The organism is Bradyrhizobium sp. HKCCYLRH3061 (assembly GCF_051168015.1).
Classification (GTDB): Bacteria; Pseudomonadota; Alphaproteobacteria; order Rhizobiales; family Xanthobacteraceae; genus Bradyrhizobium.
Map to the genome: position 1 here is coordinate 485,848 of NZ_JBNPUE010000002.1, position 25,492 is coordinate 511,339.

General features: G+C 65.6%; 25 protein-coding genes. 15 read left to right on the forward strand and 10 right to left on the reverse strand.

The window, feature by feature from the left end:
* Nucleotides 1–7 precede the first annotated feature (7 nt).
* The 3 genes from ACQR2C_RS06140 to ACQR2C_RS06150 all read right to left on the reverse strand — a co-directional run bounded on the left by ACQR2C_RS06140 (nucleotide 8) and on the right by ACQR2C_RS06150 (nucleotide 1,977).
* Nucleotides 8–865 carry an FAD binding domain-containing protein gene (locus ACQR2C_RS06140; RefSeq protein WP_315801135.1) on the reverse strand — a complete coding sequence of 286 codons (858 nt, stop codon included), beginning with the start codon at nucleotides 863–865 and terminating at the stop codon, nucleotides 8–10.
* Between the two features lie 48 nt (nucleotides 866–913).
* Nucleotides 914–1,399: a (2Fe-2S)-binding protein gene (locus ACQR2C_RS06145; RefSeq protein WP_315737418.1), complete on the reverse strand. Its 486-nt coding sequence runs from the start codon at nucleotides 1,397–1,399 to the stop codon at nucleotides 914–916.
* A gap of 131 nt (nucleotides 1,400–1,530) precedes the next feature.
* Complete coding sequence (locus ACQR2C_RS06150) at nucleotides 1,531–1,977, reverse strand: SRPBCC family protein (protein WP_315801136.1); 447 nt, start codon at nucleotides 1,975–1,977, stop codon at nucleotides 1,531–1,533.
* A gap of 232 nt (nucleotides 1,978–2,209) precedes the next feature.
* Between ACQR2C_RS06150 and pcaD the strand changes: the two genes are divergently transcribed.
* Nucleotides 2,210–2,992, forward strand: a complete 783-nt coding sequence (pcaD, locus tag ACQR2C_RS06155; RefSeq protein ID WP_315801137.1) for a 3-oxoadipate enol-lactonase — start codon at nucleotides 2,210–2,212, stop codon at nucleotides 2,990–2,992.
* Between the two features lie 22 nt (nucleotides 2,993–3,014).
* On the opposite strand, the gene ACQR2C_RS06160 is transcribed toward pcaD, so the two are convergent.
* Nucleotides 3,015–3,563 carry a hypothetical protein gene (locus ACQR2C_RS06160; protein WP_315801138.1) on the reverse strand — a complete coding sequence of 183 codons (549 nt, stop codon included), beginning with the start codon at nucleotides 3,561–3,563 and terminating at the stop codon, nucleotides 3,015–3,017.
* 172 nt (nucleotides 3,564–3,735) lie between these two features.
* Nucleotides 3,736–4,005 (reverse strand): hypothetical protein, encoded by a 270-nt coding sequence (locus ACQR2C_RS06165; protein WP_434838423.1) that lies wholly within the window; start codon nucleotides 4,003–4,005, stop codon nucleotides 3,736–3,738.
* A gap of 85 nt (nucleotides 4,006–4,090) precedes the next feature.
* Here ACQR2C_RS06165 and ACQR2C_RS06170 point away from each other — a divergent pair, with 85 nt between their 5' ends.
* From ACQR2C_RS06170 to ACQR2C_RS06205, 8 genes are all read left to right on the forward strand, one after another.
* A complete protein-coding gene (locus ACQR2C_RS06170; RefSeq protein WP_434880699.1) occupies nucleotides 4,091–5,296 on the forward strand; it encodes an HlyD family secretion protein in 1,206 nt (401 codons plus the stop codon).
* Complete coding sequence (locus tag ACQR2C_RS06175; protein WP_434880700.1) at nucleotides 5,296–7,266, forward strand: glycosyltransferase; 1,971 nt, start codon at nucleotides 5,296–5,298, stop codon at nucleotides 7,264–7,266. The genes ACQR2C_RS06170 and ACQR2C_RS06175 overlap by 1 nt, the downstream gene beginning before the upstream one ends.
* 10 nt (nucleotides 7,267–7,276) lie before the next feature.
* On the forward strand, nucleotides 7,277–8,389 hold the full coding sequence (locus ACQR2C_RS06180) for a hypothetical protein (RefSeq protein WP_434880701.1): 1,113 nt from the start codon (nucleotides 7,277–7,279) through the stop codon (nucleotides 8,387–8,389).
* 297 nt (nucleotides 8,390–8,686) lie between these two features.
* Nucleotides 8,687–9,604 carry an ABC transporter permease subunit gene (locus ACQR2C_RS06185; protein ID WP_315801143.1) on the forward strand — a complete coding sequence of 306 codons (918 nt, stop codon included), beginning with the start codon at nucleotides 8,687–8,689 and terminating at the stop codon, nucleotides 9,602–9,604.
* A gap of 13 nt (nucleotides 9,605–9,617) precedes the next feature.
* A complete protein-coding gene (gene livM / locus ACQR2C_RS06190) occupies nucleotides 9,618–10,946 on the forward strand; it encodes a high-affinity branched-chain amino acid ABC transporter permease LivM (RefSeq protein ID WP_316238837.1) in 1,329 nt (442 codons plus the stop codon).
* The gene (locus ACQR2C_RS06195; RefSeq protein ID WP_434838429.1) at nucleotides 10,943–11,776 is read left to right on the forward strand and encodes an ABC transporter ATP-binding protein; all 834 of its coding nucleotides are present in this window, start codon (nucleotides 10,943–10,945) and stop codon (nucleotides 11,774–11,776) included. The genes livM and ACQR2C_RS06195 overlap by 4 nt, the downstream gene beginning before the upstream one ends.
* Nucleotides 11,773–12,504 carry an ABC transporter ATP-binding protein gene (locus tag ACQR2C_RS06200; RefSeq protein ID WP_434873146.1) on the forward strand — a complete coding sequence of 244 codons (732 nt, stop codon included), beginning with the start codon at nucleotides 11,773–11,775 and terminating at the stop codon, nucleotides 12,502–12,504. Before ACQR2C_RS06195 ends, ACQR2C_RS06200 begins: the two co-directional genes overlap by 4 nt.
* 157 nt (nucleotides 12,505–12,661) lie before the next feature.
* On the forward strand, nucleotides 12,662–13,780 hold the full coding sequence (locus ACQR2C_RS06205) for a branched-chain amino acid ABC transporter substrate-binding protein (RefSeq protein WP_315714776.1): 1,119 nt from the start codon (nucleotides 12,662–12,664) through the stop codon (nucleotides 13,778–13,780).
* 124 nt (nucleotides 13,781–13,904) lie between these two features.
* Here ACQR2C_RS06205 and ACQR2C_RS06210 read toward each other — a convergent pair whose 3' ends face one another.
* Entirely contained in the window at nucleotides 13,905–14,306 is a 402-nt protein-coding gene (locus ACQR2C_RS06210; protein WP_315801147.1) for a response regulator, read from the reverse strand.
* A gap of 236 nt (nucleotides 14,307–14,542) precedes the next feature.
* Between ACQR2C_RS06210 and ACQR2C_RS06215 the strand changes: the two genes are divergently transcribed.
* A complete protein-coding gene (locus tag ACQR2C_RS06215) occupies nucleotides 14,543–17,317 on the forward strand; it encodes a PAS domain S-box protein (RefSeq protein WP_315801148.1) in 2,775 nt (924 codons plus the stop codon).
* A gap of 77 nt (nucleotides 17,318–17,394) precedes the next feature.
* A complete protein-coding gene (locus tag ACQR2C_RS06220; RefSeq protein ID WP_315801149.1) occupies nucleotides 17,395–18,393 on the forward strand; it encodes a P1 family peptidase in 999 nt (332 codons plus the stop codon).
* 2 nt (nucleotides 18,394–18,395) lie between these two features.
* On the opposite strand, the gene ACQR2C_RS06225 is transcribed toward ACQR2C_RS06220, so the two are convergent.
* Complete coding sequence (locus tag ACQR2C_RS06225) at nucleotides 18,396–19,169, reverse strand: EF-hand domain-containing protein (protein ID WP_434880702.1); 774 nt, start codon at nucleotides 19,167–19,169, stop codon at nucleotides 18,396–18,398.
* Nucleotides 19,170–19,398: 229 nt separating this feature from the next.
* Here ACQR2C_RS06225 and rpe point away from each other — a divergent pair, with 229 nt between their 5' ends.
* The 3 genes from rpe to ACQR2C_RS06240 are packed head-to-tail and all read left to right on the forward strand — an operon-like array spanning nucleotide 19,399 to nucleotide 21,477.
* Nucleotides 19,399–20,100, forward strand: coding sequence for a ribulose-phosphate 3-epimerase (rpe, locus tag ACQR2C_RS06230; protein WP_315801151.1), 702 nt, complete (start codon nucleotides 19,399–19,401; stop codon nucleotides 20,098–20,100).
* Between the two features lie 15 nt (nucleotides 20,101–20,115).
* On the forward strand, nucleotides 20,116–20,601 hold the full coding sequence (locus tag ACQR2C_RS06235; protein WP_434880703.1) for an ureidoglycolate lyase: 486 nt from the start codon (nucleotides 20,116–20,118) through the stop codon (nucleotides 20,599–20,601).
* A 45-nt stretch (nucleotides 20,602–20,646) separates the two neighbouring features.
* Nucleotides 20,647–21,477 (forward strand): bifunctional allantoicase/(S)-ureidoglycine aminohydrolase, encoded by an 831-nt coding sequence (locus tag ACQR2C_RS06240; RefSeq protein WP_434880704.1) that lies wholly within the window; start codon nucleotides 20,647–20,649, stop codon nucleotides 21,475–21,477.
* A gap of 86 nt (nucleotides 21,478–21,563) precedes the next feature.
* Here ACQR2C_RS06240 and ACQR2C_RS06245 read toward each other — a convergent pair whose 3' ends face one another.
* Entirely contained in the window at nucleotides 21,564–23,021 is a 1,458-nt protein-coding gene (locus ACQR2C_RS06245) for a protein kinase domain-containing protein (RefSeq protein WP_434880705.1), read from the reverse strand.
* A gap of 3 nt (nucleotides 23,022–23,024) precedes the next feature.
* Nucleotides 23,025–23,765 (reverse strand): metallophosphoesterase family protein, encoded by a 741-nt coding sequence (locus ACQR2C_RS06250; RefSeq protein ID WP_434880706.1) that lies wholly within the window; start codon nucleotides 23,763–23,765, stop codon nucleotides 23,025–23,027.
* Nucleotides 23,766–24,529: 764 nt separating this feature from the next.
* Here ACQR2C_RS06250 and ACQR2C_RS06255 point away from each other — a divergent pair.
* A complete protein-coding gene (locus tag ACQR2C_RS06255) occupies nucleotides 24,530–24,934 on the forward strand; it encodes a hypothetical protein (protein ID WP_434880707.1) in 405 nt (134 codons plus the stop codon).
* Between the two features lie 87 nt (nucleotides 24,935–25,021).
* Here ACQR2C_RS06255 and ACQR2C_RS06260 read toward each other — a convergent pair whose 3' ends face one another.
* Nucleotides 25,022–25,480 (reverse strand): hypothetical protein, encoded by a 459-nt coding sequence (locus ACQR2C_RS06260; RefSeq protein ID WP_434880708.1) that lies wholly within the window; start codon nucleotides 25,478–25,480, stop codon nucleotides 25,022–25,024.
* Between the last annotated feature and the right edge of the window lie 12 nt (nucleotides 25,481–25,492).

Below are 25,492 nucleotides of genomic sequence, written 5' to 3' on the forward strand. Positions count from 1 at the left end.
GCGTCCGTCACGAAGCCGGAGCCTCGGGTTCGGCGGCTCCCTCCGACGCGGTTGAGGCCTTGGCGCCGGTATTGGCCGCATCGACCGCACGGCGCGCCAGCACGCCGATCAGATGGGCACGATATTCGGCGCTGCCGTGAATGTCGCTGTTGAGGCCTTCGGCCGAGACCGGAATGCCTTCCAGCACCTTCGGCGAAAACCGCTTCTGCAGCGCCTCCTCGAAGGCGGTGACGCGGAACACGCCGTTGCCGCCGGCCCCGGTCACGGCGACCCGCACGTCCGACGGACGGCGCGCGACGAACACGCCGACCAGCGCGTAGCGCGAGGCCTGGTTGCGGAACTTCACATAGGCCGCCTTCTTCGCCAGCGGAAAGCTCACCTTGGTGATGATTTCGTCGGGCTCCAGCGCGGTCGTGAACAGCCCGAGGAAGAACTCCTCGGCCTTCAGCTTGCGCTTGTTGGTGACGATGGTGGCGCCGAGCGCGAGGCATGCCGCCGGATAGTCCGCGGTCGGATCGTTGTTGGCGATCGAGCCGCCGATGGTGCCGCGATGGCGCACCGCGGGATCGCCGATCAGGCTCGCCAGATGTGCCAGCGCAGGAATCGCCTCGCCGACGGTGGCGGAGTTGGCGACGTCGGCGTGACGCGCCATCGCGCCAATCACGAGGTTGCGGCCCTTCACCTCGATCGTATCGAGCCCCTCGACATGGGAGAGATCGACCAGATGCGGGGGGCTTGCGAGCCGCTGCTTCATGACCGGCACCAGCGTGTGGCCGCCGGCGACCAGCTTGGCGTCTTCGTTCTTGGTGAGGAGATTGGCGGCCTGGCGCACGGTCGCCGGCCGATGATATTTGAATTCGTACATGGGGAAATGTCCTGTGCGCAGCGGGCGGACTAAGGCGAGGTCAGACGTTTAGGCGAGGTCCGATTTGGCCATCGCCTTGGCGCCGGCGGCGATCGATTGCACGATGTTCTGATAGCCGGTGCAGCGGCAGAGATTGCCCTCCAGCTCCTCGCGGATGGTCTCTTCGCTGAGCTCATGTCCCTTGCGATGGACGAGATCGACCGCGGTCATGATCATGCCGGGCGTGCAGAAGCCGCATTGCAGGCCATGGTGCTCGCGAAACGCTTCCTGCATCGGATGCAGCGGCGCGCCGTCGGCGGCGAGCCCCTCGATCGTCCTGACCTCATGACCATCGGCCATGACGGCCAAGGTCGTGCAGGACTTGACCGCCTTGCCATCCAGATGGACGATGCAGGCGCCGCATTGCGACGTGTCGCAGCCGACATGGGTGCCGGTGAGGCGCAGATTCTCGCGCAGGAACTGCACCAGCAGCGTCCGCGGATCGACGTTCGCCGTGACGGGATTACCGTTCACAATCATGGAAATCTTGGCCATTCAGGACTCTCTATTATCCGCGCCACAGCGTTGCACTGCAGCGCAGCCCAGCAAAATCAGTCGAAAACCATCATATGGGCGCTCCCGGCGGCGGGCAACCTCGCCCCCGGCCGCGCATGGGTCGGTTGCGATCAGCCTTGAACCGCCTTGGCGAAGTTGGCGAAGAACTCGTCGGCGAGTTTCTTGGCGGTGCCGTTGATCAGCCGCTGGCCGAGCTGCGCCAGCTTGCCACCGATCTGCGCTTCGACATTGTAGGTCAGCAGCGTGCCGCCGTCCTTGTCCGCCAGCGCAACGACCGCGCCACCCTTGGCGAATCCGGCGACACCGCCCTCGCCTTCGCCTGAGATCTTGTAGCCGTTCGGCGGATCGAGATCGCTCAAGGTCACCTTGCCCTTGAAGCGCGCGGAGACCGGTCCGACCTTCATCTTGGCGACGGCGCGGAGGCCGCCATCCTCGGTCCTCTCCAGCTCCTCGCAGCCGGGAATGCAGGTCTTGAGCACCTCCGGATCATTCAGCTTGTCCCAGACCTGCTCTCGCGAAGCGGCCAGCTGGACCTCGCCCGTCATCGTCATTGCCATGTGCATCTCCCCCCGATTGGCGCGGTTAGAGGCATTCAAGTAAAGCACCGAACGCCCAAAAGGAAGGGCGGGCAGCGCCCGGAAGCGTTGCAGAAAAGCCGGAGCACCGCAGCATTCCGGACCTCGCCGCCGTCGGGTTTTGATTGGCAGACGGCGGCGGCGGTGCTTAGTTCGCCATCAAATCTGCACGATTCCTCCGGCGGCGCGACCGCCTGCGACAAGGATTCCGCCCATGCCGATGATCGATGCCGACGGCTGTCTGTTGAATGTCACCGTCGAGGGCCGCGACGGCGGGCCGACCCTGATGCTGTCGAACTCGCTCGGCTCGACCCTGCAGATGTGGGAGCCGCAGATGCGCGCCTTCACGCAGGTGTTCCGCGTGATCCGCTATGACCGGCGCGGTCATGGCAAATCGCAAGTGCCGCCCGGGCCCTACTCGATCGAGCGATTCGGCCGCGATGCGCTGGCGATTCTCGATGACCTCAACATCGAGAAGGTGCACTGGTGCGGCGTGTCGATGGGCGGCATGGTCGGGCAGTGGCTCGCCGCCCATGCCCCTGAACGCGTCGGCAAGCTCGTGCTCGCCAACACCACCTGCTACTACCCCGATCCGGCAATCTGGGACGCCCGCATCAAGGCGGTCGAGGACAGCGGACTCGCTGGAATCGCCGACACCGTCATCGCCGGCTGGCTGACACAGGAGTTTCGCGATCACAATCCTGATGTCGCCGATCGGATGAAGGCGATGCTCGTGGCCACGCCCGTCGAGGGCTATCTTGCCTGCTGCGCGGCACTGCGCGCCTTGGATCTGCGCGAGGATCTGCCGGCCATCAAGAGCCCTACCCTCGTCGTGGCCGGCCGCTACGACAAGTCGACGCCGATCGCGATGGCGGAAGCGATCCGCAGCCGGATCGCCGGCGCCAGCATGACCATCGTCGATGCCGCGCACATCTCGAATGTCGAAGCGGCAGGCCAGTTCAACGATGCCGTGCTGGGCTTTCTGACCCAGCGCTGATGCACCGCGACGGATCGGGGCGTCATGCCTGCTGCGGCGACGGCGTCGCCGTGGACTCCATCATCTTCGGCGGAGCGGATGCGGAGGACGGCGAGGCCTGCGTCGACGGCTTCTCCACGAGCATGACGATGGCCGTGCCGAGCAGCATCAGGAGTTCCGTGGCATGCAGACGCAACGCCTGGGGCTCCCCGACTTTGGCGGCCATGATCATGCTGAAGAAGGCGAGCATGCTGCCGAAGCCGAGCCCGATCGACAGCGCCTCGACATAGCCGGCCACCTTTCGCACCCGCGGAACCAGGATCAGCACCAGGAACATCGCGAAGAAGCCTGCGACCGTCAGTCGCGCCAGCGCAAGCAGCCAGGCGGCACGGACCGTCTCGATGCCCGACAGCTGCAGATGGTCGCTGATGAACAGCGCCACCGCGATATTCGGCCGCGCGAACAACCCCTGGATCGGCGAAACCATGATCTGAAACGCGATGATGGTCCAGGCGGGCACGAAATAGAGCGCCAGCAGCACACCGTTGACGCAGCTGAGCCGCCAATTCCTGATCACGCAATCCTTGATCATGTCACGCCCACCTTTGCATCCCACAAACCGCCCGTCCGGCCGATTTCCAGACGAGCTAACGCCCGGCAAACCCGCACGGCAATTTAAACCATTCGTTTACCTTAACAGGGGGCGACGGGCGCGAGAGTCCACCGTCCAATCGCCGTGGAGACGGTGCTGATGACCTCGCCGGTCAGGCCTCGAATATCCGCGTGACAGCGGCCTTTCCGGCCATCGACGCGTCCTCGAACATCTGCATCGCATCGAACATTGCGCCCGCTCGGTCTTCACCCCCGCGATGCGGCTCCTCCGGCGAAAGACCGCCGTCGCCGACGCCTGCATCGGGGCACGATCGATGCGCCGGCAGCCCGATCGCGGCGGCAGCCGCTGATATCGTCCAGGCGCCTCGCAATTCTGTGCCGCCCCATCGGTGTTCTTGACTAGCGTCAAAGTAGCCGGACAATTAAATACTATCTTAACACGAGCACGACTGCGTTTCGCACAGCGGGATGATGATGCGGCAGGCAGCTGCCGAGCGGGAGTACCGCATGAAAGTAGCTCGGATCTTCATCGGCATCCTCCTGCTCGTCGGCGGCCTCTATATCCTCATCGGCGAGCATTTCGCCGGAACTTCAGGCGACGCGACCGTCAATGCCCGGCTGTACGTCGTGCGCGCGCCGATCGAAGGCCGCGTGACGCTGGGGGTGAGCAATATCGGCGCCAGGGTCAATGCCGGGGAACTCATGGCCGAGATCGTCGATGACCGATTCGACACCACGCGCCTGCTCAATCTCGAGCGCGAACGTGACGAGCAGAAGATCGCGCTCAAGCGGGTTCCAGCGCAGCGTTCGGCGCTCGAGCAGGCCCGGGCCGCCTTCGCGACCCAGTCGGCCAACTACAAGACCGGCCGCGTCCGGCAGATCGCGGCACGCATCGCCGAGGCAAAGGCGGCGGAAGATGCCGCGGCCGCCCGACTGAAGCTCGCGGATCTCACCTTCACGCGGGCCAACGAGCTGAAGGAACGCGGGGTCCAGACGATTGCCAGCCTCGACCAGGCCAGCGTGTCGCTCGACATCGCCAAGCAGGATGTCGAAAGCGCGAAGCAGCGCACCAACTATTTCGAGACCGAGCTGGGCTCCGCGCAATCGGGGGTCTTCATCGGCGACTCCTACAATGACGTGCCGTTCTCGATGCAGCGCATCCACGAGCTCGACCTGCGTCTCGCCGAACTTGCCGTGGACGAGCAGCAGATCCAATCCCGCCAGCTCCAGTACGAGCAGCAGATCAACGCCGAGCGCGTCCGGATCAATCGACTGACCTCGGCGACGCTGAGGGCCCGCGTGCCGGGCATGGCTTGGGACTTCCTCGTCGACGATGGCGAGTATGCCCGTCGCGGTCAGGATCTCGTCAAGCTGGTGGACTGCAACAGTCTCGTGGTGACCGCGAGCGTTCCCGAAAGGCTCTACGACAGCCTGTCGATCGGTGTCCCGGTGCAGTTCCGTCTGTTCGGCGACGACCGGATATTCGATGGGACGGTGACACGTCTCGGCGGCTCGGGCGCCTCGCAGCTCTACGCCAATCTCGCCGTCGGCCCGACGCCGCAGCACTTGCAGCGCTTCGACGTCACCGTGGCGGTGCCAGATCTCGCCAAGCAGCCGGACCTGTCCTGCGCCATCGGGCGCACCGGCCGGGTGATCTTCACCAGCGGACCGGTCGCGGCATTCCGCCGCTTCGTCGCCCGGTACGGCTACTGATGCCGACGCTGTCACCATTTCTGTCCGCGTTCGCAGTCATTGCAGTCGTCATCGGACTGCGCCTCCTGGTGTTGCCTCTCCTGGACCCGAGGAAATGGTACTGGCGGGCCCTGCTCCTGAGCGGCTCGATCCTGCTGGCCTGGCGCTATGTCGCCTGGCGCTTCACGGAGACTCTTGCCCCGCTTGGCCTTACGCCGGATGGGCTCCTCAGCTGGGGCTTCGCCATTCTCGAAGCGCTCACCGTCGTCTCGTCGTCCTTCGCCTTCCTGATCCTGACCCGGACCAAGGAGCGGACGACGGAAGCTGATCGCCATGCCGGCTGGTGGCTTCCGAGGCCGCCGCCTCGGGTCGACATCTTCATCACAACCTATAACGAGCAGCTCGAAGTCCTGGAGCGAACCATCGTCGGCGCCAAGGCCGTCACTTATGCGGCATTGCGCGTTTTCGTCCTCGACGACGGCAGCCGGGCTTGGCTCCAGAACTACTGCGCCGAGCACGGCATCGGCTATGTCGCCCGTACCGACAAGTCGCACGCCAAGGCCGGCAACATCAACAATGCCTTGCGGCTGCGCGCGGCGGATGCGGACCGGCCGGACTTCGTCGCCGTTCTCGACGCCGACTTCGTGCCTCATGTCGACTTCATCGAGCGGACGATGGCGCTGTTTCACGACCCGGCTGTCGGCCTCGTACAGACGCCGCAACACTTCTTCAACCCGGACCCGATCCAGCACAATCTCGGCATCGGCGCAGCCTACCCCGACGAGCAGCGCCACTTCTTCGACAACGTCGAGCCGGCGCGCGACGCCTGGGGCATCGCCATGTGCTGCGGGACCTCCTCGATATTCCGCGTCTCCGCCGTGGAGGAGATTGGCGGCGTCCCGACCGAGAGCGTCACCGAGGATTTCCTGCTCACGCTGCGCCTGTCTGCACACGGCTACCAGACCGTGTACCTGAACGAGGCGTTGTCGGAGGGATTGGCGCCGGAAGGCCTTGCGGAATACGTCGTGCAGCGCGGCCGCTGGTGCCTCGGCCTCATGCAGATCGCGCGCAACGTCTACAATCCGTTCGGCTCCCATGGTCTCGATGTCTTCCACCGGCTCAGCGTGCTCGACTCGCTGCTCTACTGGACGTCGACCTATCCGTTCCGCCTCGCCGCGCTGATCTGTCCGCTGCTTTACTGGTGGGGCGGCGTGACCGTGGTGAATGCCTCGATCGCCGACATCATCCGGTACTACGGCCCATATTATCTCTCGATCATGTACACGCTGAACTGGCTGTCCAAGGGACTGTTCATTCCGATCGTCAACGATGTCTCGCAGATCGTCGCAGCCTGGCCCGTGCTCCGTGCCGCCGCTCTCGGCCTTCTCTCCCCCGGCCCACACAAATTCTCGGTCACCGCCAAGGGCGGCGACCGCGCCAAGATCATCGTCCAATGGCCGCTGATGCGGCCCTTCCTGATCCTGATGACGCTGACGGTCGGTGGCCTGATCGTGTCGCTGACGTCCGATTTCGTGTTCAATACCACGGCGACCGCGGGAGACGGCGTCGTCATCGTGATGTTCTGGACGGTCTACAACATTCTGGTGCTGTCGGTGGCGATCGCCGTTTGCATCGATCGTCCACGCTACAACCGGCCGCAACGTCAGATCGTCGAGCCGATAACCCTGACGGTCGACGGCAAGGCGCAACGCGGCTGGATCGTCAATCTCGGTCCCGGCGGCGCGCGCGTCAGCGGTCCCGTCGGCCTTGCGACCGGCACCACCGGCACGCTCACCCTGCCCCTGATCGGCGAAATCCAGACCAAGGTCGCGGCTCCGACAAACGACGGCTACCGGCTCATATTCGGCGTAACGCCGCAGCAGCGCGCCCAGATCATCGAGCGACTACACACGGCAAGTGGAGTGCCGGGCGCCGACAGCGGCGATCTCGGCCGCATGCTGAAAGAACTCGCGCGAGCCGTGGCCGATTGAGGAGAACACGATGACCAGGCGACGGTGGAGCTTACAGACTACGGTGTTCCTCGGCGGCGCGACGCTGATCCTCGTGACGGCGCTGGCCGTGGCCATTCTCTATTCGGCGTCTCTGCAGCGGCGCGGCGAGGAACTCGCGATCGAGCAGTTGAGGACCCGCGGTGAGCTCAGCACAAACCTGCTGGCGCGACAGATGTACGGCACGTGGAGCGACGTGTCGCGGCTCGCCGCGATCATCGACCCAGCCGACATCGCCGAGGCGCGCCGACAGATCCAGTTCGTGAGCGAGCTCGAGCCGCGCTATGCCTGGCTAGGCATCGCCGACCCCGGCGGCAAGGTGATCGCGAGCAAGGACCGGATGCTGGAAGGACGAAGCGTGGCCGACATGCGCTGGTTCCGGCAGGGTCTCGGGACGCCGACGGCTGTTGATGCCCACGAGTCGGAGGCGCTAGACCGGTTGTCGCAGACCGCTTCGGGATCGTACCGCTTCATTGCCATGTCGGCTCCGCTGATGCGCGACGGCACTCCCGGCGGCGTCATCGGGGCTCAAGTCGATTGGAAATGGGTGATCGAATCCGTCGCGGCGCTGGCGTCGCGCAACATAGACCTGGTGTTGCTGTCGCGCGAAAGTATCGTGCTGTTCGGGCCGCCGGATCTCGTGGGCAAGCAACTGACGATCGGCTCGGCGCAGGCCGCAAGCCGCGGGGCCTCGGTCGCGCTCATCGAGCGATGGCCCGACGACAAGGACTATTTCACCGTCACCATCCCCACCGTGGGCTACGCCGATCTGCCGAGCTTCGGCTGGTCCGTCCTGGTCCGGCAGGACGCCGTTGCCGCGATGGCCCCGACCCGCCAGTTGGTGCGCTCGTTCTGGTTCAATGTTGCCGGCGGCGTGTTCTCGATTCTGGTCCTGCTCAATTTCGCCGCGCAATGGGTGGCGACGCCGATGCGCCGTCTCGCCCAGGGCGCCGAGACCATGGTGAAAGATCCGTTCTCCGGCCTGCTGGCTCGGGAAACCCGGTACGACGAGGCGACGCGGCTGCGCGACGCCCTGGTCCGGCTTCAGTCGAAGCTGATGGGGAAAGTGCCTGGGCCGCCGGAAGACAGCGGTAGCGGCATATAGCGGCGCCGCAACCAGTGCGAGAACCCCCCCTTTTCGGCGCTCGGTGCTGGGTTCCCTGGCGTTCGTTTGATGGCGACGGCCGGCCCCGAGGAAGGCAGGGGAACCGCGCCATCAAAGGAGGCGGGATAAGCCCGCAATTGTGGCACTGCACGCTGTTGCGGCACCCGGTTCCTAGCTGTTAGTACTGCCGCACGCGTCGCCTTGGGCGCGGGTGCATCTCCAGGCATACCAGCACCCGCTCTGCAAGGCCCCCGCCGCGTTGCGAACCGGTATCGGCAGTCTCACCCACGGCAGTTCATGGATTATTTCGCGCAACAGCTCATCAACGGCCTCGTCCTCGGCTCGATCTACGGCCTGATCGCCATCGGCTACACCATGGTTTACGGCATCGTCGGCATGATCAATTTCGCCCATGGCGACATCTTCATGATCGGTGGCTTCATCGCGCTGATCTCCTTCCTGGTGCTGGTATCGCTGGGCCTGACTGCGGTTCCGGTGATCCTGCTGATCGTGCTGCTGGTGTCGATGGCCATCACGGCGCTCTATGGTTGGACCATCGAACGCGTCGCCTATCGCCCGCTGCGGCACTCGTTCCGCCTGGCGCCCATGCTGTCCGCCATCGGCATGTCGTTCGTGCTCACCAACTATTCGCAGGTGTCGCAGGGCGCGCGCGTCAAGCCGGTGCCGCCGATCATCACCGGCGGCTACACGCTGCACGAGGGCGCGAGCGGCTTCGTCGTCCAGCTCTCCAACATCCAGATCGTGGTGGTCATCACCACCATCGTTCTACTGGCGCTGTTCACCTGGCTGGTATCCCGCACGCGGCTCGGCCGCGACATGCGCGCCTGCGAGCAGGATCAGACCATGGCGGCACTGCTCGGCGTCGACGTCGACCGCACGATCTCGATGACCTTCGTGATCGGCGCGGCGCTCGCTGCCGTCGCCGGCATGATGTACCTGCTGTATTACGGCCTGGTCGATTTCTTCATGGGCTTCGTCGCCGGCATCAAGGCGTTCACGGCGGCGGTGCTCGGCGGCATCGGCTCGCTGCCGGGTGCGATGCTCGGCGGCCTCGCGATCGGACTGATCGAGACGTTCTGGTCGGCCTATTTTTCCGTGGAGTACAAGGACGTCGCGGCGTTCTCGATCCTGATCGTGGTGCTGATCTTCCTGCCGACCGGCCTGCTCGGCCGGCCCGAAGTCGAAAAAGTCTGAAGATGGAGTCCGCGTGAGCGCGTCCCTTCCCGCCTCGTCGAAAGGCTCCGAACCGGTTGGAGCCGCCTTCATCCTCAGGAAGGCCTTTCTCAGCGCACTGGTCGCTCTCGGCCTGTTCTCCCTGATGGTCGGCGTCCGCACCGAAGCGGGCCAGAGCGGCCAGCTCGTATACTGGACCCGCTTCGGCGACCTCGCCAGCCTGGTTGCGGCGGTGTTCGTCGGCTCGATCGTGGTCGAGCTGCTGCGGCTATGGCTCGGACCGCGCGGCGGCCTCGGCAGCTTCGTTCCGCCGGCCGTGCAGAGCGGCATGTCGGTCGCCGGCCGCTATCTCGCGCCGGCGCTGCTGATCTTCACCCTCCTGGTGCCGGTGATCTTCTACAATCAGCGTTACATCCTCGACCTCGGCATTTTGGTCCTCACCTACGTCATGCTGGGTTGGGGCCTCAACGTCGTGGTCGGTCTCGCCGGCCTGCTCGACCTCGGCTACGTCGCGTTCTACGCCGTCGGCGCCTATTCCTACGGCCTGCTCTCGACCACCTTCGGCCTGTCGTTCTGGATCTGCCTGCCGCTCGCCGGCATCCTCGCCGCATTCTGGGGCGTGCTGCTCGGCTTTCCGGTGCTGCGGCTGCGCGGTGACTACCTCGCCATCGTCACCCTGGCCTTTGGCGAGATCATCCGCCTCGTCCTCATCAACTGGCAGGACGTGACCGGCGGTCCCAACGGCGTCTCCGGGATTCCGCGACCGACGTTGTTCGGCATTCCGCTCACACCGGGCGAAGGCGGCCTTGCGTCGATGCTCGGCATCCCGTTCTCGCCGACGCATCGCATCGTCTTCCTGTTCTATCTGATCCTGGCGCTGGCGCTCTTGACCAACTGGGTCACCATCCGGCTGCGCCGGCTGCCGATCGGCCGCGCCTGGGAAGCGCTGCGCGAGGACGAGGTCGCCTGCCGCGCGCTCGGCATCAACATCACCACCACCAAGCTGACCGCATTTGCGACCGGGGCGATGTTCGGCGGCTTCGCCGGCGCCTTCTTCGCGACGCGCCAGGGCTTCATCAGCCCGGAATCCTTCACCTTCCAGGAATCGGCGCTGGTGCTCGCCATCGTCGTGCTCGGCGGCATGGGATCGCAGCTCGGCGTGGCACTGGCGGCGCTCGCCATGATCGGCGGCTTCGAGCTGTTCAGAAGCCTCGAGGACTACCGCATGCTGGTGTTCGGTCTCGCCATGGTGCTGGTGATGATCTGGCGTCCCCGCGGCATTGTCGGCCATCGCGCGCCGACCGTATTCCTGGAGAAATCCAAGAGCATCTCTTCGGACCTCGTCAAGGAAGGCCACGGATGAGCTCCGCTCCCATTCTCGCACTCGAAAACCTCACCATGCGCTTCGGCGGCATCGTCGCCGTCAATGCGCTGTCGTTCACCGCGCAACGCACGCAGATCACGGCCCTGATCGGCCCCAACGGCGCCGGCAAGACCACCGTGTTCAACTGCATCACCGGCTTCTACAAGCCGACCTCCGGCGTCATCCGCCTGACCCATGATGACGGCACGCAGTACGAGATGCAGAAGCTGAAGGACTTCAACATCTCCAAACAGGCCAAGGTGGCGCGGACGTTCCAGAACATCCGGCTGTTTCCGGGCATGACGGCGCTCGAGAACCTGATGGTCGCGCAGCACAACGCGCTGATGCGCGCGTCCGGCATGACGCTGCTCGGCCTGCTCGGCGTGCCCTCGTGGCGCGCGGCCGAGCAGAGCGCGATCGACAATGCGGTGTTCTGGCTGAAGCGCGTCGGTCTGATCGACCGCGCCGACGACGCGGCCGGCAATCTGGCCTATGGCGACCAGCGCCGGCTGGAGATCGCGCGTGCGATGTGCACCTCGCCGGCCCTGCTCTGCCTCGACGAACCGGCCGCCGGCCTCAACGCGCGGGAGAGCGCGGCGCTCAGCGAGTTGCTGCTGTCGATCCGGGCCGATCACGCCACGTCGATCCTGCTGATCGAGCACGACATGAGCGTCGTCATGGAAATCTCCGACCGCGTCGTCGTGATGGACTACGGCGTCAAGATCGCCGAGGGCACGCCGCGCGAGATCCGCGACGACCCGAAGGTCATCGCCGCCTATCTCGGCACCGATGAGGAAGAGGCCGCAGCCGTGATGGAGGCCGAGGCGTGAGTGCGTCCCTGCTCGCGATCCGCAATCTTCGCGCGTCCTACGGCAAGATCGAAGCGCTGAAGGGCGTCGATCTCGACATCAAGCCCGGCGAGATCGTCGCGCTGATCGGCGCCAACGGCGCCGGCAAGTCGACGCTGATGATGTCGATCTTCGGCCGCCCGCGCGCGAGCTCCGGGCACATCGTCTATGACGGCAACGACATCACGCAGGTGCCGACGCATCAGATCGCGCGGCTGCGCATCGCACAGTCGCCCGAGGGACGCCGCATCTTTCCGCGCATGAGCGTGGCGGAAAACCTGCAGATGGGCGCCGATGCCGGCGAGACGACCGACGCCGAGCGGGCCGGCACGCTGGAGCGCGTCTTCGCGCTGTTTCCCCGGCTGAAGGAGCGCATGGACCAGCGCGGCGGCACGCTGTCCGGCGGCGAGCAGCAGATGCTTGCGATCGGGCGCGCGCTGATGAGCCGGCCCCGCCTGCTGCTTCTGGATGAGCCCTCGCTCGGCCTGGCGCCGCTGATCGCCCGCCAGATTTTCGACGCCATTCGGACACTCAACCGCCAGGACGGGCTCACCGTGCTGATCGTCGAGCAGAACGCCAATCATGCGCTGAAGCTCGCCCATCGCGGCTACGTACTGGTCAACGGCATGATTACGCTGTCGGGCACCGGCACCGAGCTGCTGCAGCGGCCGGAGATCCGCGCCGCCTATCTTGAGGGCGGCCGCCACTGAGGCGGGCCCTCAAAACCCGGCCAGAATGGCCTTAGTCCTTCGTAGGTGTGGTCAAAAATTGCCGGTGACTTCGCCGGAAAATCAGCCACAATGCGCGCGGTCTGCGGCCCGCCGTTCGGGCCGTTCCGTGTCGACCTACCCCCCGCGAGGATTTCTCATGAAACCACTCAAACTCATCGGCTTGGCTCTGGGCGCATCGCTGGCGCTCTCGACCGCAGCTTTCGCCGAAGACATCAACATCGCCGTGGCCGGCCCCATGACCGGCAGTGAATCGGCCTTCGGCCGCCAGATGCAGAACGGCGCCGAGATGGCGGTGGCCGACCTCAACGCCGCCGGCGGCGTGCTCGGCAAGAAGCTCGCACTGCAGGTGGGTGACGATGCCTGCGATCCGAAGCAGGCACGCTCGGTTGCCGAAAAGCTCGCCGGCTCCGGCATTCCGTTCGTCGCCGGCCATTTCTGCTCGTCGTCGTCGATCCCGGCCTCCGAGGCCTATGCCGACAGCAACGTCCTGCAGATCACGCCCGCCTCGACCAACCCGCTGTTCACCGAGCGCAAGCTGTGGAACGTGGCGCGCGTCTGCGGCCGCGACGATCAGCAGGGTCTCGTCGCCGCCAACTACATCGCGAAGAACTTCAAGGGCAAGAACATCGCGATCCTCAATGACAAGACCACCTACGGCAAGGGTCTCGCTGACGAGACCAAGAAGGCGCTGAACAAGGCCGGCGTCACCGAGAAGATGTTCGAGTCCTACAACAAGGGCGACAAGGACTTCAACGCGATCGTCTCTCGCTTGAAGCGTGACAACATCGATCTCGTGTATGTCGGCGGCTATCATCAGGAAGCCGGCCTCATCCTGCGCCAGATGCGCGACCAGGGTCTCAAGACCATCCTGATGGCGGGCGACGCGATGAACGACAAGGAGTTCGCCTCGATCACCGGTCCTGCCGCGGAAGGCACGCTGTTCACCTTCGGCCCCGAGCCGCGCAACAAGCCGAGCGCGAAGGCGATCGTCGACAAGTTCAAGGCCAAGAACATCGATCCCGAGGGCTACACGCTCTACACCTACGCCGCGATCCAGGTCTGGTCGCAGGCGGTGAAGAAGGCCAATACCACCGACGCCAAGAAGGTGATGGACACCATCAAGGCCGGCGAGTGGGACACGGTGCTGGGCAAGCTCGGCTTCGACGCCAAGGGCGACATCAAGCAGATCGACTACGTCGTCTACAAATGGGACGCCAAGGGCGGCTACGCCGAGCTCGGCGGCAAGGGATCCTGATAGGAACTCCCGCTTCGATCATCAGCTGGATGCAAACGCCCCGGTCATCGACCGGGGCGTTTTGTCGAAACGTCTGAAGGAAATTGCGAAACTCCGTCATACGGAGAGAAAGTAGCAGGCCGGCTCAGCCGGCACAGGCCGAAAGCGATGCGGCCCCCTTCGCCGCGACTGCCGACCGGGCCGTTTCGACGGCGCGCATCAGCTCCGCCGGGCGGAACGGTTTCTGCAAGTACACGACACGGGTCAGCTCGTCCGACATCGACGCGCCATCGAAGGCGTTCATGCCGGAGACGGCGACCACCGGCACGTCGGGAACCAGCGCACGCATGCTACCGATGAGATCGAGCCCATTGGAATCATCGAGATAGATGTCGACGATGGCCGCATCGAATGCCTGGTCGCGGAACAGCTGCAGTCCGGACGCGGCGGTTCCCGCTTCGACCACGTCGAACTGATTGACGCGCAGCACCATGGAGATCATGGCGCGCACATCCTTCTGATCGTCGACCACCAGAATCCGTGGCATCAACTTCTCCAGAATTTTTCCGTTGGACAGCCTACAACATCGAAGGAAATCGAGCACAACTACCGGTATATTTATCTCATTAGCGGTAAAGGTGCAGTTACTTCTACTATCGACTCATTCTACAGAACGTCTCGATCTGGTACCATACAACCTTCATTAGAACATTGATTTTTATCGCGCACAAGTGGTGGCCGCCGCGTTTTGCACGTTGGCTCTGTTGCGCAGGATTCCTGGAGATGCAGAGCATCGAGGATCATCGCGAAGTCCTTCTGTCGACGTCCACCGCGACGCGCCGAGACCAGATCGCAGCATTGGCTGCGATTGCGATCTCGACCCTGCTGTTTGCCGCTGCCGCTCCCTTTGCAAAGGTGCAGTTGCCGGCAGTGCCTGCGTTCGTCGCGAGCTACCAATCGGCGTTGGCGCTAAACGATCTCATCACTGCGTTCCTGCTGTTCTCCCAGTTCGTGCTGCTGCGCTCCCGACCACTGCTGTGGCTGGCCTCCGGTTACCTGTTCACCGCGCCGGCGTCGCTGCTGCATACGCTGGTGTTTCCGGGGCTGTATTCTCACAGCGGCCTGCTCGACGCAGGGCCGCAGACCGCGGTGTGGATCTACATGATCTGGCACGGCGCGTTCCCGCTGTTCGTTCTCGCCTATGCGCTGCACGACCGTGTCCATCCGACACCCGTCAAATCCGTCGCGCTGTCGCTGTCGGTCGCCATTCTCGGCGTGGCGATCGCGCTTGCGGCACTGACCTGGGCGGTGATCGCCCATGATGCAGCGCTGCCCGCGCTCGTCCGCGCCGACGCTGCCACGCCGGCATTGAAGATCGTGGTCGGCGCCATCTGGTGCGTGACGTCGGCTGCCCTGCTCGTGCTGGCGCTGCGCCGGCCGCACAGCATTCTCGACCTCTGGGTCATGGTGGTGCTGTGCGCCTGGCTGTTCGATCTCTCGCTCTCCTCGCTGCTCAACGCCGCCCGATTCGACCTCGGCTACTACGCAGGGCGCATCTACGGCCTGCTGGCAGCGAGCTTCGTGCTTGGCGTCCTGCTCGCGGACAATGTCAGTCTGCAGGCAAGACTCACGCGGCTGTTGCAACGGCAGCGCCGCGAGAGCGAGAGCGAGCGGGCACGCTTCATCGCGCGCGAGCGGCTGTTCAGCGCCGTGGTGGAATCCTCCAGCGACGCCATCATCACGCTGACGCTGCAGGGCAAGATCACGTCATGGAACCGCGCTGCCGAACACCTGTTCGGATATCGCGCAGACGAGGCGCTCGGCCACGACATCGGCCTGATCGTGCCCGCGGAACGGCGCAGCGAGGTCGATCGCATCCTGAGCCGGATCGGGGACGGCGAGAACATCGAGCATCACGAGACGATCCGCCGCCACAAGGACGGCCACGAGATCGAAGTGTCGCTCGGCGTGTCCCCGATTCTCGACGCGCGTGGCGCGGTCGTCGGCGCCTCCAAGGTCGCGCGCGACATCACCGAGAGCAAGCGCACCCGAACCGCCCTGACCCGTGAGACCGAGGAGCGCCGCCGCATCTTCGAGACCTCGCAGGACCTGATCCTGGTGGCCAACTCCTACGGACAATTGATGCAGGTCAGCCCGAGCGCGGTGGACGTGCTCGGCTACCGGCCGGAGGAGATGGTCGGCCGCAATGCCAGCGACTTCGTCTTTCCGCCCGAGCTCGAGGCGGTCCGTAGCCAGATGCGCGCCTGCCGCCGCGGCCGCGACGTCCACAATTTCGAGGCGCAGCTCCTGCACAAGGAAGGCCGCGGCGTCGTCCTGAACTGGATGGCGAGCTGGTCGGACCCGGTGCAGCGCCACTTCTTCGTCGGCCGCGACCTCACCGAGAAGCGCGCCGCCGAGGCGCAATTCCGCCAGGCGCAGAAGATGGAGGCGGTCGGGCAGCTCACCGGCGGCGTCGCCCACGACTTCAACAACATCCTCACCGTCATCACCGGCAGCATCGGCATTCTTGCCGACGCCGTGTCCGACCGGCCGGAGCTCGCCTCCGTCGCCAAGCTGATCGACGACTCCGCCGACCGCGGCGCGCAGCTCACGCGGCAGTTGCTGGCCTTCGCCCGCAAGCAGCCGCTGCAGCCGACGGATCTCGACGTCAACGCGCTGTTGAACGAGACCGCAGCCTTGCTGCAGCCGACGCTCGGCGCGCAGATCGAGATCGAGCGCACGCTCAGCTCCGATCCATGTACCGCACTGGCCGATCCGAACCAGCTCGCCACCGCGATCGTCAACCTCGCGCTCAATGCACGCGATGCGATGCCGCAGGGCGGCAAGCTGACGCTGGAAACGGCCAACGTCGCGCTCGACCAGGACTATGCCGACGCCCATAGCGAGGTTGCCGTCGGCGATTACGTGATGATCGCCGTCAGCGATACCGGCTGCGGCATCCCGCCCGCCTATCTCGAGAAGGTGTTCGATCCGTTCTTCTCGACCAAGGGCACCGGCAAGGGCACGGGCCTCGGCCTCAGCATGGTGTTTGGCTTCGTCAAGCAGTCGGGCGGCCATATCAAGATCTATAGCGAGGTCGGCCACGGCACCTCGATCAAGCTGTATCTGCCGCACTCGGCGTCCGCTCCGGCCGCCAGCGCGGGCCTGCAGGCGCCGGACGCGCGCGGCGGCAACGAGACGATCCTGATCGTGGAGGACGATCCGCTGGTACGCCAGCACGTGATCGCCCAGGTCGGCAGCCTCGGCTACACCACCCTGGCTGCAGCCAACGCCGCCGAGGCGCTCGACGTGCTGGAGCGTCATCCGGAGATCGACCTGTTGTTCACCGACGTCATCATGCCCGGCGCCATGAACGGCCGCCAGCTCGCCGATGCCGCCCGCGCGCGGCGGCCGTCGCTGCGGACGCTGTTCACCTCGGGCTATACCGAGAATGCGATCGTGCATCACGGCCGCCTCGACGCCGGCGTGCTGCTGCTGCCCAAGCCCTACCGCAAGCCCGAGCTCGCACGCATGATCCGCATCGCGCTGGAGCGATGAAGCAGCGCGCTGTTGCATTGAGCCGCCGCGTCGGCCGCGCTATCCATCCGGCATCATCACCTGCAGCGAGGGCGACCGTGCAGAACCTCCTCACCGACATCCCTGGCGTGCGCGTGGGCCACGCCGATGACGCGGCGCTCGCGTCCGGCGTCACCGCGATCCTGTTCGATCAGCCGGCGGTCGCCGCGATCGACATCCGCGGCGGCGGGCCCGGGGTGCGCGAGGACGCTCTGCTCGATCCTGCGAATACCGTGGAACGGGTCGACGCCATTGCCCTGTCGGGCGGCTCGGCGTTCGGGCTGGAGGCCGCGAGCGGCATCCAGGCCTGGCTGGCGGAACAGGGGCGCGGCTTTGCCGTGCGCGACGCGCTGATCCCGATCGTCCCCGGCGCGATCATGTTCGACCTCTTGAACGGCGGCAACAAGGCCTGGGGTCGCTACGCGCCCTATCGCGAGCTCGGCTATGCGGCCGCAGCGGCGGCCGACACGACCTTCGCGCTCGGCAGCGTCGGTGCCGGGCTCGGCGCCACCACCGCCAACCTGCAGGGCGGACTTGGCTCGGCGTCAGCGACGACGACAGGCGGCATCAAGGTCGCGGCCGTCGCGGTCGTGAATGCGGTCGGCAGCGTCACGGTCGGCGACGGTCCGTGGTTCTGGGCAGCGCCGTACGAGGTCGACGGCGAGTTCGGCGGCCGCGGCCTGCCGGCCGCCTTCACGCCGGACATGCTGGCGATGCGCATCAAGGGCGGCCCGGCGGCGTCGGCCTCCGAGAACACCACGATCAGCCTCGTCGTGACCGACGCCGTCCTGACCAAGGCGCAGGCCAAGCGGCTCGCGATGATGGCGCAGACCGGCATGGCGCGTGCGATCTATCCGGTGCATCTGCCGCTCGACGGCGACATCGTGTTCGCGGCGGCGACCTGCGCCAGGCCGATCGAGCCGCTGGTCGAGCTGAGCGAGCTCGGCATGGTCGCGGCCAACGTCCTGGCGCGCGCGATCGCGCGCGGCGTCTATCACGCGAGGCCGCTGCCCTTCGCCGGCGCGCTGCCGTCCTGGCAAGGCCGCTTCGGCAGCTGAGCCTACGCGCTGATCGCGGTCGTAGAAGACGTGGAGGCTGACAGCATGTTGGACTGCCGCTGGATCAGCTTCTCGATCATGTTGTAGGACGAGGTCGCAGCGCTGGAGGCGGTGGTGGCCGCCGGCGTCGTCAGCGTCACCTTCGAGCCATCCGCGTAGGTGATCGTGGTGGTGGTCGACCCGTCGCTGTTGGTGGACGAGGAGCTCGAGGCGCCCGACAGCGCCTGCATCAGCGCATCCGCTCCTGCTCCCGACGAATTGCCGCTGCTGCCCGACCCGCCAGAGCCGGCCTGATGATGATGATGGCCACGACCGCTTCCCGCCCCCTTCAGCGCCGATGTCAGCTCGTCCATGCTGACACTGCCGTCGCCGTTGCTGTCGAGCTTGCCGAACACCTTGTCGGCATTGGCGAGGTTGGTGCCACCGGCGCCGAGCGCGTTCTCGAATTCCGACTTCGTGATCTGCCCGTCGCCGTCGCCGTCGATCTGCGAGAACAGGTCCTGCAGCGGATTGGCGCTCGAGCTCGCGCTCGACGTCGTGCCCGACTGGCTCTGCGCCGCCAGCAGCGCGTTCATCGTCTCCGGCGCGATCTGCCCCGAGCTGCTGCTGCCGGAGCTCGACCACGGGGCGAAATTGCCGGAACTGCCCGCGTTGCCGCCGCTGAGGCTGAACAGCCCGCCGCCAGCATTGCCCGATTTGCCGGAACCAGACTTGGTGGATCCCAGCGACTGCAGTCCATCCAGGACCGACGCCGCGGCCCCCAGTGCAAACCACATGGTGAAACTCCGAGAAGGCCGCAGCGAACGGCGGCGACATGCGAACGTCCGCTCTCCTCGCAATCGCCATGCCATCGCCAAACTGCTGATATGTCCGGACATTTCGCGATGTTGCGGATGCCCCAACCCGGCACTTCATGCCGCGCCCGGCAGATTTTTCCTGCTCGCGTTGCCGGACTGGCCCCTGCATGATACGGCGACAATCCCGATCGCACTGGAACAGCCGTCCATGACCCAGCCCTTCACGCCGCGTCCGCTCGTCATCGCGCCTTCGATCCTGGCGTCGGATTTCTCCAAGCTCGGCGAGGAGGTTCGCGCCGTCGATGCCGCCGGGGCCGACTGGATCCATCTCGACGTCATGGACGGCCATTTCGTGCCGAACATTTCCTACGGCCCTGACGTCATCAAGGCGCTGCGCCCGCACACCACCAAGATCTTCGACGCGCATCTGATGATCACGCCCTGCGATCCCTATCTCGAAGCCTTTGCCAAGGCCGGCTGCGACCACATCACGGTCCATGCCGAGGCCGGCCCGCATCTGCATCGCTCGCTGCAGGCGATCCGCGCGCTCGGCAAGAAGGCCGGCGTCTCGCTCAACCCGTCGACGCCGCTCAACGTTATCGAATACGTGCTCGACCTCGTCGACCTCGTGCTGATCATGTCGGTCAATCCCGGCTTCGGCGGCCAGGCCTTCATTCCCTCGGCGATCGGCAAGATCCAGGATCTGCGGGCGATGACCGCCGGCCGGCCGATCGATATCGAGGTCGATGGCGGCGTCGGCCGCGACAATGCCGGCGCGCTCGCCGCGGCCGGCGCCAACGCCTTTGTCGCAGGCTCCGCCGTGTTCAAGGGCGGCACGGAGGAGGCCTATCGCAGCAACATCGCCGCGATCCGCAGCGCCGCCACGTTGGCGCGCGGCGAAGCGATCTGAGGCACGCGAGGCGGGATGCACACGCTCACGCCGCAGCCGCTGACGAAAGCCGCGTTCGCCGCCTTCGGCGACGTCGTCGAGACCGATGGCGCCCAGCCCATCGACATCAACCAGGGCTTTGCCCGCCGCTGCAACGGCCTCGCCGCCATCGACGTCACCTCGGGCGGCGTCGACGTCAATATCAGCCTGTTCGAGGCCAAGCCGCGGCCGCTCCCGATCGAGATCAGGCTGATGGAGCGGCATCCGCTCGGCACCCAGTTGTTCATGCCACTGCAGAACCGGCCTTGGCTGGTGCTGGTCTGCGCCGATCCGCGGGATCCCGCGAGCTACCGCGCCTTCGCCGCCAGCGGACGCCAGGGCGTGAACTACGCGCGCAACGTCTGGCATCATCCGCTGCTGGTGTTCGACGAGGCCTCGCGCTTCATGGTGGTCGACCGCATGAGTCCCGACAATCTCGAGGAGCTGTGGCTCGACCAGCCGCTGTTCCTGAGCATCCCCTGAATCATGGCGCGCGGGCGTGCCGATCCGCGCGCAGGAGAGACGACGATGGACAAGCCGAACTACTTCGTGCCGCAGGGCGGCCACCCGCCGCAGACCGATCTTCTCACCGGACGCGCCGTGTTCACCGAGGCCTACGCCGTGATCCCCAAGGGCGTGATGCGCGACATCGTCACCTCGGCGTTGCCGTTCTGGGACAAGACGCGGACCTGGGTGATCGCGCGTCCCCTCTCCGGCTTCTCGGAGACGTTCTCGCAATACATCGTCGAGGTGTCGCCCGGCGGCGGCAGCACCCAGCCGGAGCCTGATCCCGAGGCCGAAGGCGTGCTGTTCGTCGTCGGGGGCGAGATCGCGCTGACCATCGCCGGCACCGAGCATCGCTTGGGCAAGGGCGGCTACGCCTTCCTGCCGCCCTCCTGCAAGTGGACGCTGAAGAACGCCAGCGCGGCGCCCGCGACCTTCCACTGGATCCGCAAGGCCTATGAGGCCGTCCCCGGCATCCCCGCGCCGGACGCCATCGTCACCAACGAGGCGACGACCGCGCCCGTCGGGATGCCCGGCACGGACGGCCGCTGGGCCACCACGCGCTTCGTCGATCCGCTCGACGTCCGCCACGACATGCACGTCAACATCGTCACCTTCGAGCCCGGCGCCGTGATCCCGTTCCTGGAGACGCATGTGATGGAGCACGGACTCTACGTGCTCGAGGGCAAGGCCGTCTACAAGCTCAACCGCGACTGGGTCGAGGTCGAGGCCGGCGACTTCATGTGGCTGCGCGCGTTCTGCCCTCAGGCCTGCTACGCCGGCGGCCCCGGCCGCTTCCGCTATCTGCTCTACAAGGACGCCAACCGCCACATGAAGCTGCGGCCGTTCCGGTGAGGGGCGCGGGCCCGCGAATGCTCCGGCAACGCCGGACCTCGTAGGACGCGCGATCGGAACCGGACTTCTATCTCAACTCTAACGTCTCACGTCCCCGATACGGCCTTGCCCGGCGCGTCGTCATCCTCATCATCCGCCTCTCGCGCGGCGTGGCGTGTGCGGACGACGGTGACAGTGCACCCCGCCTCCGCGGCGACCTTCGCCGAGACGCTGCCGAGCAGCGAACGCAGCACCGAATCGCGGCGGGCGCCGATGATGATGTGGTCGACCTGGTTGGCCTCGGCGAATTCGATGATGGTGGCGGCAGGATCGACGGCCTCCAGCACATGCACCGTCAGCCGGCTGGCGTCGAGCTTGAGCGGCGTCGCCCAGTGCTTCAGCGCGACCATGCGATCGATGTGCTTGTTGTTGCCCTCCTCGTCCAGGGTGCGGTCGATGGTGAGGCGCCCGAGCTTCAGCACGTTGACGCAGGCGAGCCGCGCCGCAGGCAAGGTCGCGAGGATGCGCTGCGCGGTGAGCCGCAGCGCGCCGTTGAGCTCCTCGCCGCCTTCCGCGGTGTCGATCGCGACCGCCACGATCGGACTGGAGGCGATCTGCACCGCGACATCGGATGCTTTCTGTTCCGGCTGCACCAGGCCGCGGTTGAAGCGGCGCCGCCACACGGTCGTGATCGGATCGCGCTTGACCTTCTCCGCGCGCGCCGTGAGCTTGACCTGGTCGGGATGGCCGAGATCGAAGGCAAGCTGCGCCGCGGTCGGGTAGCGCCAGACCGGCTCGATCTCCAGGCAGCGCAGCACGATCTCCTGCAGCCACGGTGGATAGTCCGGCTTCAATTGCCGCGGCGGATAGGGATCGCGCCAGAGACGCCGGCGCATGCCCCGCAGCGTCTCGGTCTCGCCGAACGGCCGCACGCCGGTGGTGAAGAAGTAGAGCAACACGCCGAGCGAAAAGATGTCGCTGCGCGGATCGCTGCGCGTGCCCATCATGCGCTCGGGCGCCATGTAGGGGGCAGTGCCGTAAGGCAGGCGGAACTCCTCCTGCAAGAGATCCGGCAAGTGCTTGTGGCAGGACAGGCCGTAGTCGATCAGCACCGCCTCCCCCGACGGCCGGAACATGATGCTGGAGGGCTTGATGTCGTGATGGATGACGTGCTGCCGGTGAATATCGGCGAGCGCGGTCGCGATCTTCGCGACCAGCACCCGCGCCTCCTCGTAAGCCAGCGGCAGCTCGGGCAGCCGCTTGTACAGCGTCTCGCCCGGAATCTGCTCGATCACGACATAGGCCTGGGTGGCGAAATCGCCGGTGCCGAAACAGGCCGGCACATGCGGCCCGGACAGTTTCGGCAGGATCATCTGCTCCATCTCGAAGCTGACGATCGCCGCGGGATCCTCGCCCTCGGAGACGCGCGGCACCTTCATCAGGATGGGCCGGTCGATGTCCGGATGGGTGACGCTCCACAACGTCGCCATGCCGCCGGAATGCACGCATTCGCCGACCGTGAAGCCGTCGATCACGACGCCCGGCTTGAGCTTTGATTTCGTCATGCTCTAGCGCCCCATCGAGAGCCGCTGCGCCAGCCAGGGCGGCAGGCCGTTGTCGCGAATGCGCTGCGCCGCCGCCTCGACGTCATAGGGCACGCGGCAATAGGTCAGCTCGCGGGTCTTGGTGTCGAAGGTCACGAACGACGCGGCCGGATCACCGTCGCGCGGCTGGCCGACCGAGCCGACCACGGCCAGCCATTGCCGGCCGCGCAACAGCTGAATGGGCATGTTGGCGGTCGGGGTAAAGCTCGTCATTTTGGCGGTGGCGGACATCGAGTACAGCGCCGGACGGTGGATGTGGCCGCAGAACGTCACCTGCGCCTCGGTCGCGATCATGCTGCGCGCGGCATCGGCCGACGACTGGACATAGCGCCAGCGCGGCGGACTGGACGCTTCCGCATGCACGAACAATCGGTCGTCGTCACCGATGCTCATCGGCAGTTCGGCGAGAAAGCGGCGCTGCTCGGCGCTGAGCCGGCCGCGCGTCCACTCCATCGCCGCCTGCGCCTCGGCATTCATGGTCTCGCTCGCGACCGAGACGGCATTGTCGTGGTTGCCGCGCACCGCCAGCCCGCCCTCGGCGACGATCGCCATGACCGTGTCGACCGACCATTCCGGATCGGCGCCATAGCCGACGATGTCGCCGAGGCAGATGAGACGATCTGCGCCACGCGCACGCGCCGCCTCCAGGCAGGCCGCAAAGGCCTGCCGATTGGCATGGATATCGGTGAAAATCGCCAGCAGCACACGTGTCCTCCCGGTTCCACCGTACAAGTGGGCTTCGCACGGAATTTGAGCAACATCAAACCAGGCGGATCGGAGCAAGGAGTATTTCGGCGCGGCCGATCCATCGGCGTCACGACGTCGCGTTCTCGCGGCGGACCTCGCCCGAGCTGTGCGATCGCTGTGCCCCATCGAACGAGCGAGAGGGCGCGGGGAATGCCGGGTGAAGGCCTCACCCATGGCCCGCCTGCAGAAAAAAAGCAGGCGGCAGTCACCACAGGTTCAGCCGAACATCCGGCATTCCCCGCGCGACGGTTTTAACGCTTATATCGTGATCTCCCCGGGGACCGGCTTGTTGACCCCGTCATTGACGCAGCGCGCGAGCGCTGGCGTCAGCTTGACCTCGGCACCGGGAGGCCAGGACGACACGACTTCACGTCCGCAGGCCAAGCGCTCGTCTCACGCCAGCCCAGCGTCCATCGCTTCCCCGCCCCACGTGTCGTGACGATCGCGCGCTACGCCCCTCTGCTCGGGACGGGATGGCGGCGTATAGCATGATTTCTGAAAAAAGGAAACAAATATTTCGTCCGGTTCACCTGTCGTCGCAGGTGGAGAGATGGCGTTAGCCATGTCGTAGCCCGGATGAGCGCAGCGATATCCGGGGTCTCACGCGCTATGTCGGTGAACCCGGATGTGGCTGCTGCGCTCATCTGGGTTACGTCGCGATGGACTCATTGCCGACATCATGGCCGTCATCTAATCTGAATCATCCGTGTAAAGGACCGGACATGGAAGAGCAGCACAGATTGCGCCTCGTCGGCGGCCGTGATGGTGAGACAGCGGTCTTCACCTTGCTTGATAATGACGACCTCTGTCGGCTCAGTTGCGACTACAGGGATCGGAGCATCGAAAGCACTGCGACCGATTTCTTCCAGGCGCTTTGCGACTTGCGGAGCGTGCTGGCCGAAGATGACCTCATGCCATTCTGCTATGGCGCAAGTCTGAACGTGTACCCGTCGGGGATGGCGCGAGACATGGGTCAGGGCCTCAAGGCCTACCGGATGACCATGGGCCGACACGCCCGAAGGGAAGATCTCGTCGACATCTTTTCCGAGGGGCCGGATGTCGTCCCAGCTTCGGTTACGGCGCAGGAGCAGTTTTGGCGGGACTGGCTCGCGACGCCGCGAGCCTAGCGAGCTTCGTAGCCCGGATGAGCGCAGCGATATCCGGGGCCTCACGCGCTGTGTCGGTGAACCCGGATGTCGCTGCGCTCATCCGGGCTACGTTCCTGGCTGGCCGACAAAGTCAAGAAGGCTGGATGCAGCCGAGCAAATCGAGCGAGGCTCCGCGATCTCTTCTCTCACAAACACCGCTTCTCGCCCATCCCCCTCGATCTGGAAGGCAAAGATCGGATTGTTGTAGACAAAACCTCCGTGTTCGGTTGCGACCACCCATCTGTTGCTCCGGCGCCAGATGAAGATCAAGCGGCGAAATTTGCCGGTCAAGACCACGTCCGTGGCGTCGAACCATGCGCCAACAGGCGCGATCTCGCCGACGCGTTGCGTCAGAGCACGGACCAGCTCCGGAGGCACATCATCAAATCGACGAAACGCCGGCACGCCCGCGGGCGACGGGCATTTCGGCAGTGCAATCGGGTCCCAAGGCAACATGAGAACCACACCAACAAACGCTGTTGGAACGAGCATGAGGACGATGATGGCGAGAACGATCTTCTTCACACGATGGCTCCC

Excerpts from the sequence above, each read along its gene's own strand:
- ACQR2C_RS06140 (WP_315801135.1), bottom strand. The coding sequence starts at position 865 with ATGTACGAATTCAAATATCATCGGCCGGCGACCGTGCGCCAGGCCGCC.
- ACQR2C_RS06145 (WP_315737418.1), bottom strand. The coding sequence starts at position 1,399 with ATGGCCAAGATTTCCATGATTGTGAACGGTAATCCCGTCACGGCGAAC.
- ACQR2C_RS06150 (WP_315801136.1), bottom strand. The coding sequence starts at position 1,977 with ATGGCAATGACGATGACGGGCGAGGTCCAGCTGGCCGCTTCGCGAGAG.
- pcaD (WP_315801137.1), top strand. The coding sequence starts at position 2,210 with ATGCCGATGATCGATGCCGACGGCTGTCTGTTGAATGTCACCGTCGAG.
- ACQR2C_RS06160 (WP_315801138.1), bottom strand. The coding sequence starts at position 3,563 with ATGATCAAGGATTGCGTGATCAGGAATTGGCGGCTCAGCTGCGTCAAC.
- ACQR2C_RS06170 (WP_434880699.1), top strand. The coding sequence starts at position 4,091 with ATGAAAGTAGCTCGGATCTTCATCGGCATCCTCCTGCTCGTCGGCGGC.
- ACQR2C_RS06175 (WP_434880700.1), top strand. The coding sequence starts at position 5,296 with ATGCCGACGCTGTCACCATTTCTGTCCGCGTTCGCAGTCATTGCAGTC.
- ACQR2C_RS06180 (WP_434880701.1), top strand. The coding sequence starts at position 7,277 with ATGACCAGGCGACGGTGGAGCTTACAGACTACGGTGTTCCTCGGCGGC.
- ACQR2C_RS06185 (WP_315801143.1), top strand. The coding sequence starts at position 8,687 with ATGGATTATTTCGCGCAACAGCTCATCAACGGCCTCGTCCTCGGCTCG.
- ACQR2C_RS06195 (WP_434838429.1), top strand. The coding sequence starts at position 10,943 with ATGAGCTCCGCTCCCATTCTCGCACTCGAAAACCTCACCATGCGCTTC.
- ACQR2C_RS06205 (WP_315714776.1), top strand. The coding sequence starts at position 12,662 with ATGAAACCACTCAAACTCATCGGCTTGGCTCTGGGCGCATCGCTGGCG.
- ACQR2C_RS06210 (WP_315801147.1), bottom strand. The coding sequence starts at position 14,306 with ATGCCACGGATTCTGGTGGTCGACGATCAGAAGGATGTGCGCGCCATG.
- ACQR2C_RS06215 (WP_315801148.1), top strand. The coding sequence starts at position 14,543 with ATGCAGAGCATCGAGGATCATCGCGAAGTCCTTCTGTCGACGTCCACC.
- ACQR2C_RS06225 (WP_434880702.1), bottom strand. The coding sequence starts at position 19,169 with ATGTGGTTTGCACTGGGGGCCGCGGCGTCGGTCCTGGATGGACTGCAG.
- rpe (WP_315801151.1), top strand. The coding sequence starts at position 19,399 with ATGACCCAGCCCTTCACGCCGCGTCCGCTCGTCATCGCGCCTTCGATC.
- ACQR2C_RS06235 (WP_434880703.1), top strand. The coding sequence starts at position 20,116 with ATGCACACGCTCACGCCGCAGCCGCTGACGAAAGCCGCGTTCGCCGCC.
- ACQR2C_RS06240 (WP_434880704.1), top strand. The coding sequence starts at position 20,647 with ATGGACAAGCCGAACTACTTCGTGCCGCAGGGCGGCCACCCGCCGCAG.
- ACQR2C_RS06245 (WP_434880705.1), bottom strand. The coding sequence starts at position 23,021 with ATGACGAAATCAAAGCTCAAGCCGGGCGTCGTGATCGACGGCTTCACG.
- ACQR2C_RS06255 (WP_434880707.1), top strand. The coding sequence starts at position 24,530 with ATGGAAGAGCAGCACAGATTGCGCCTCGTCGGCGGCCGTGATGGTGAG.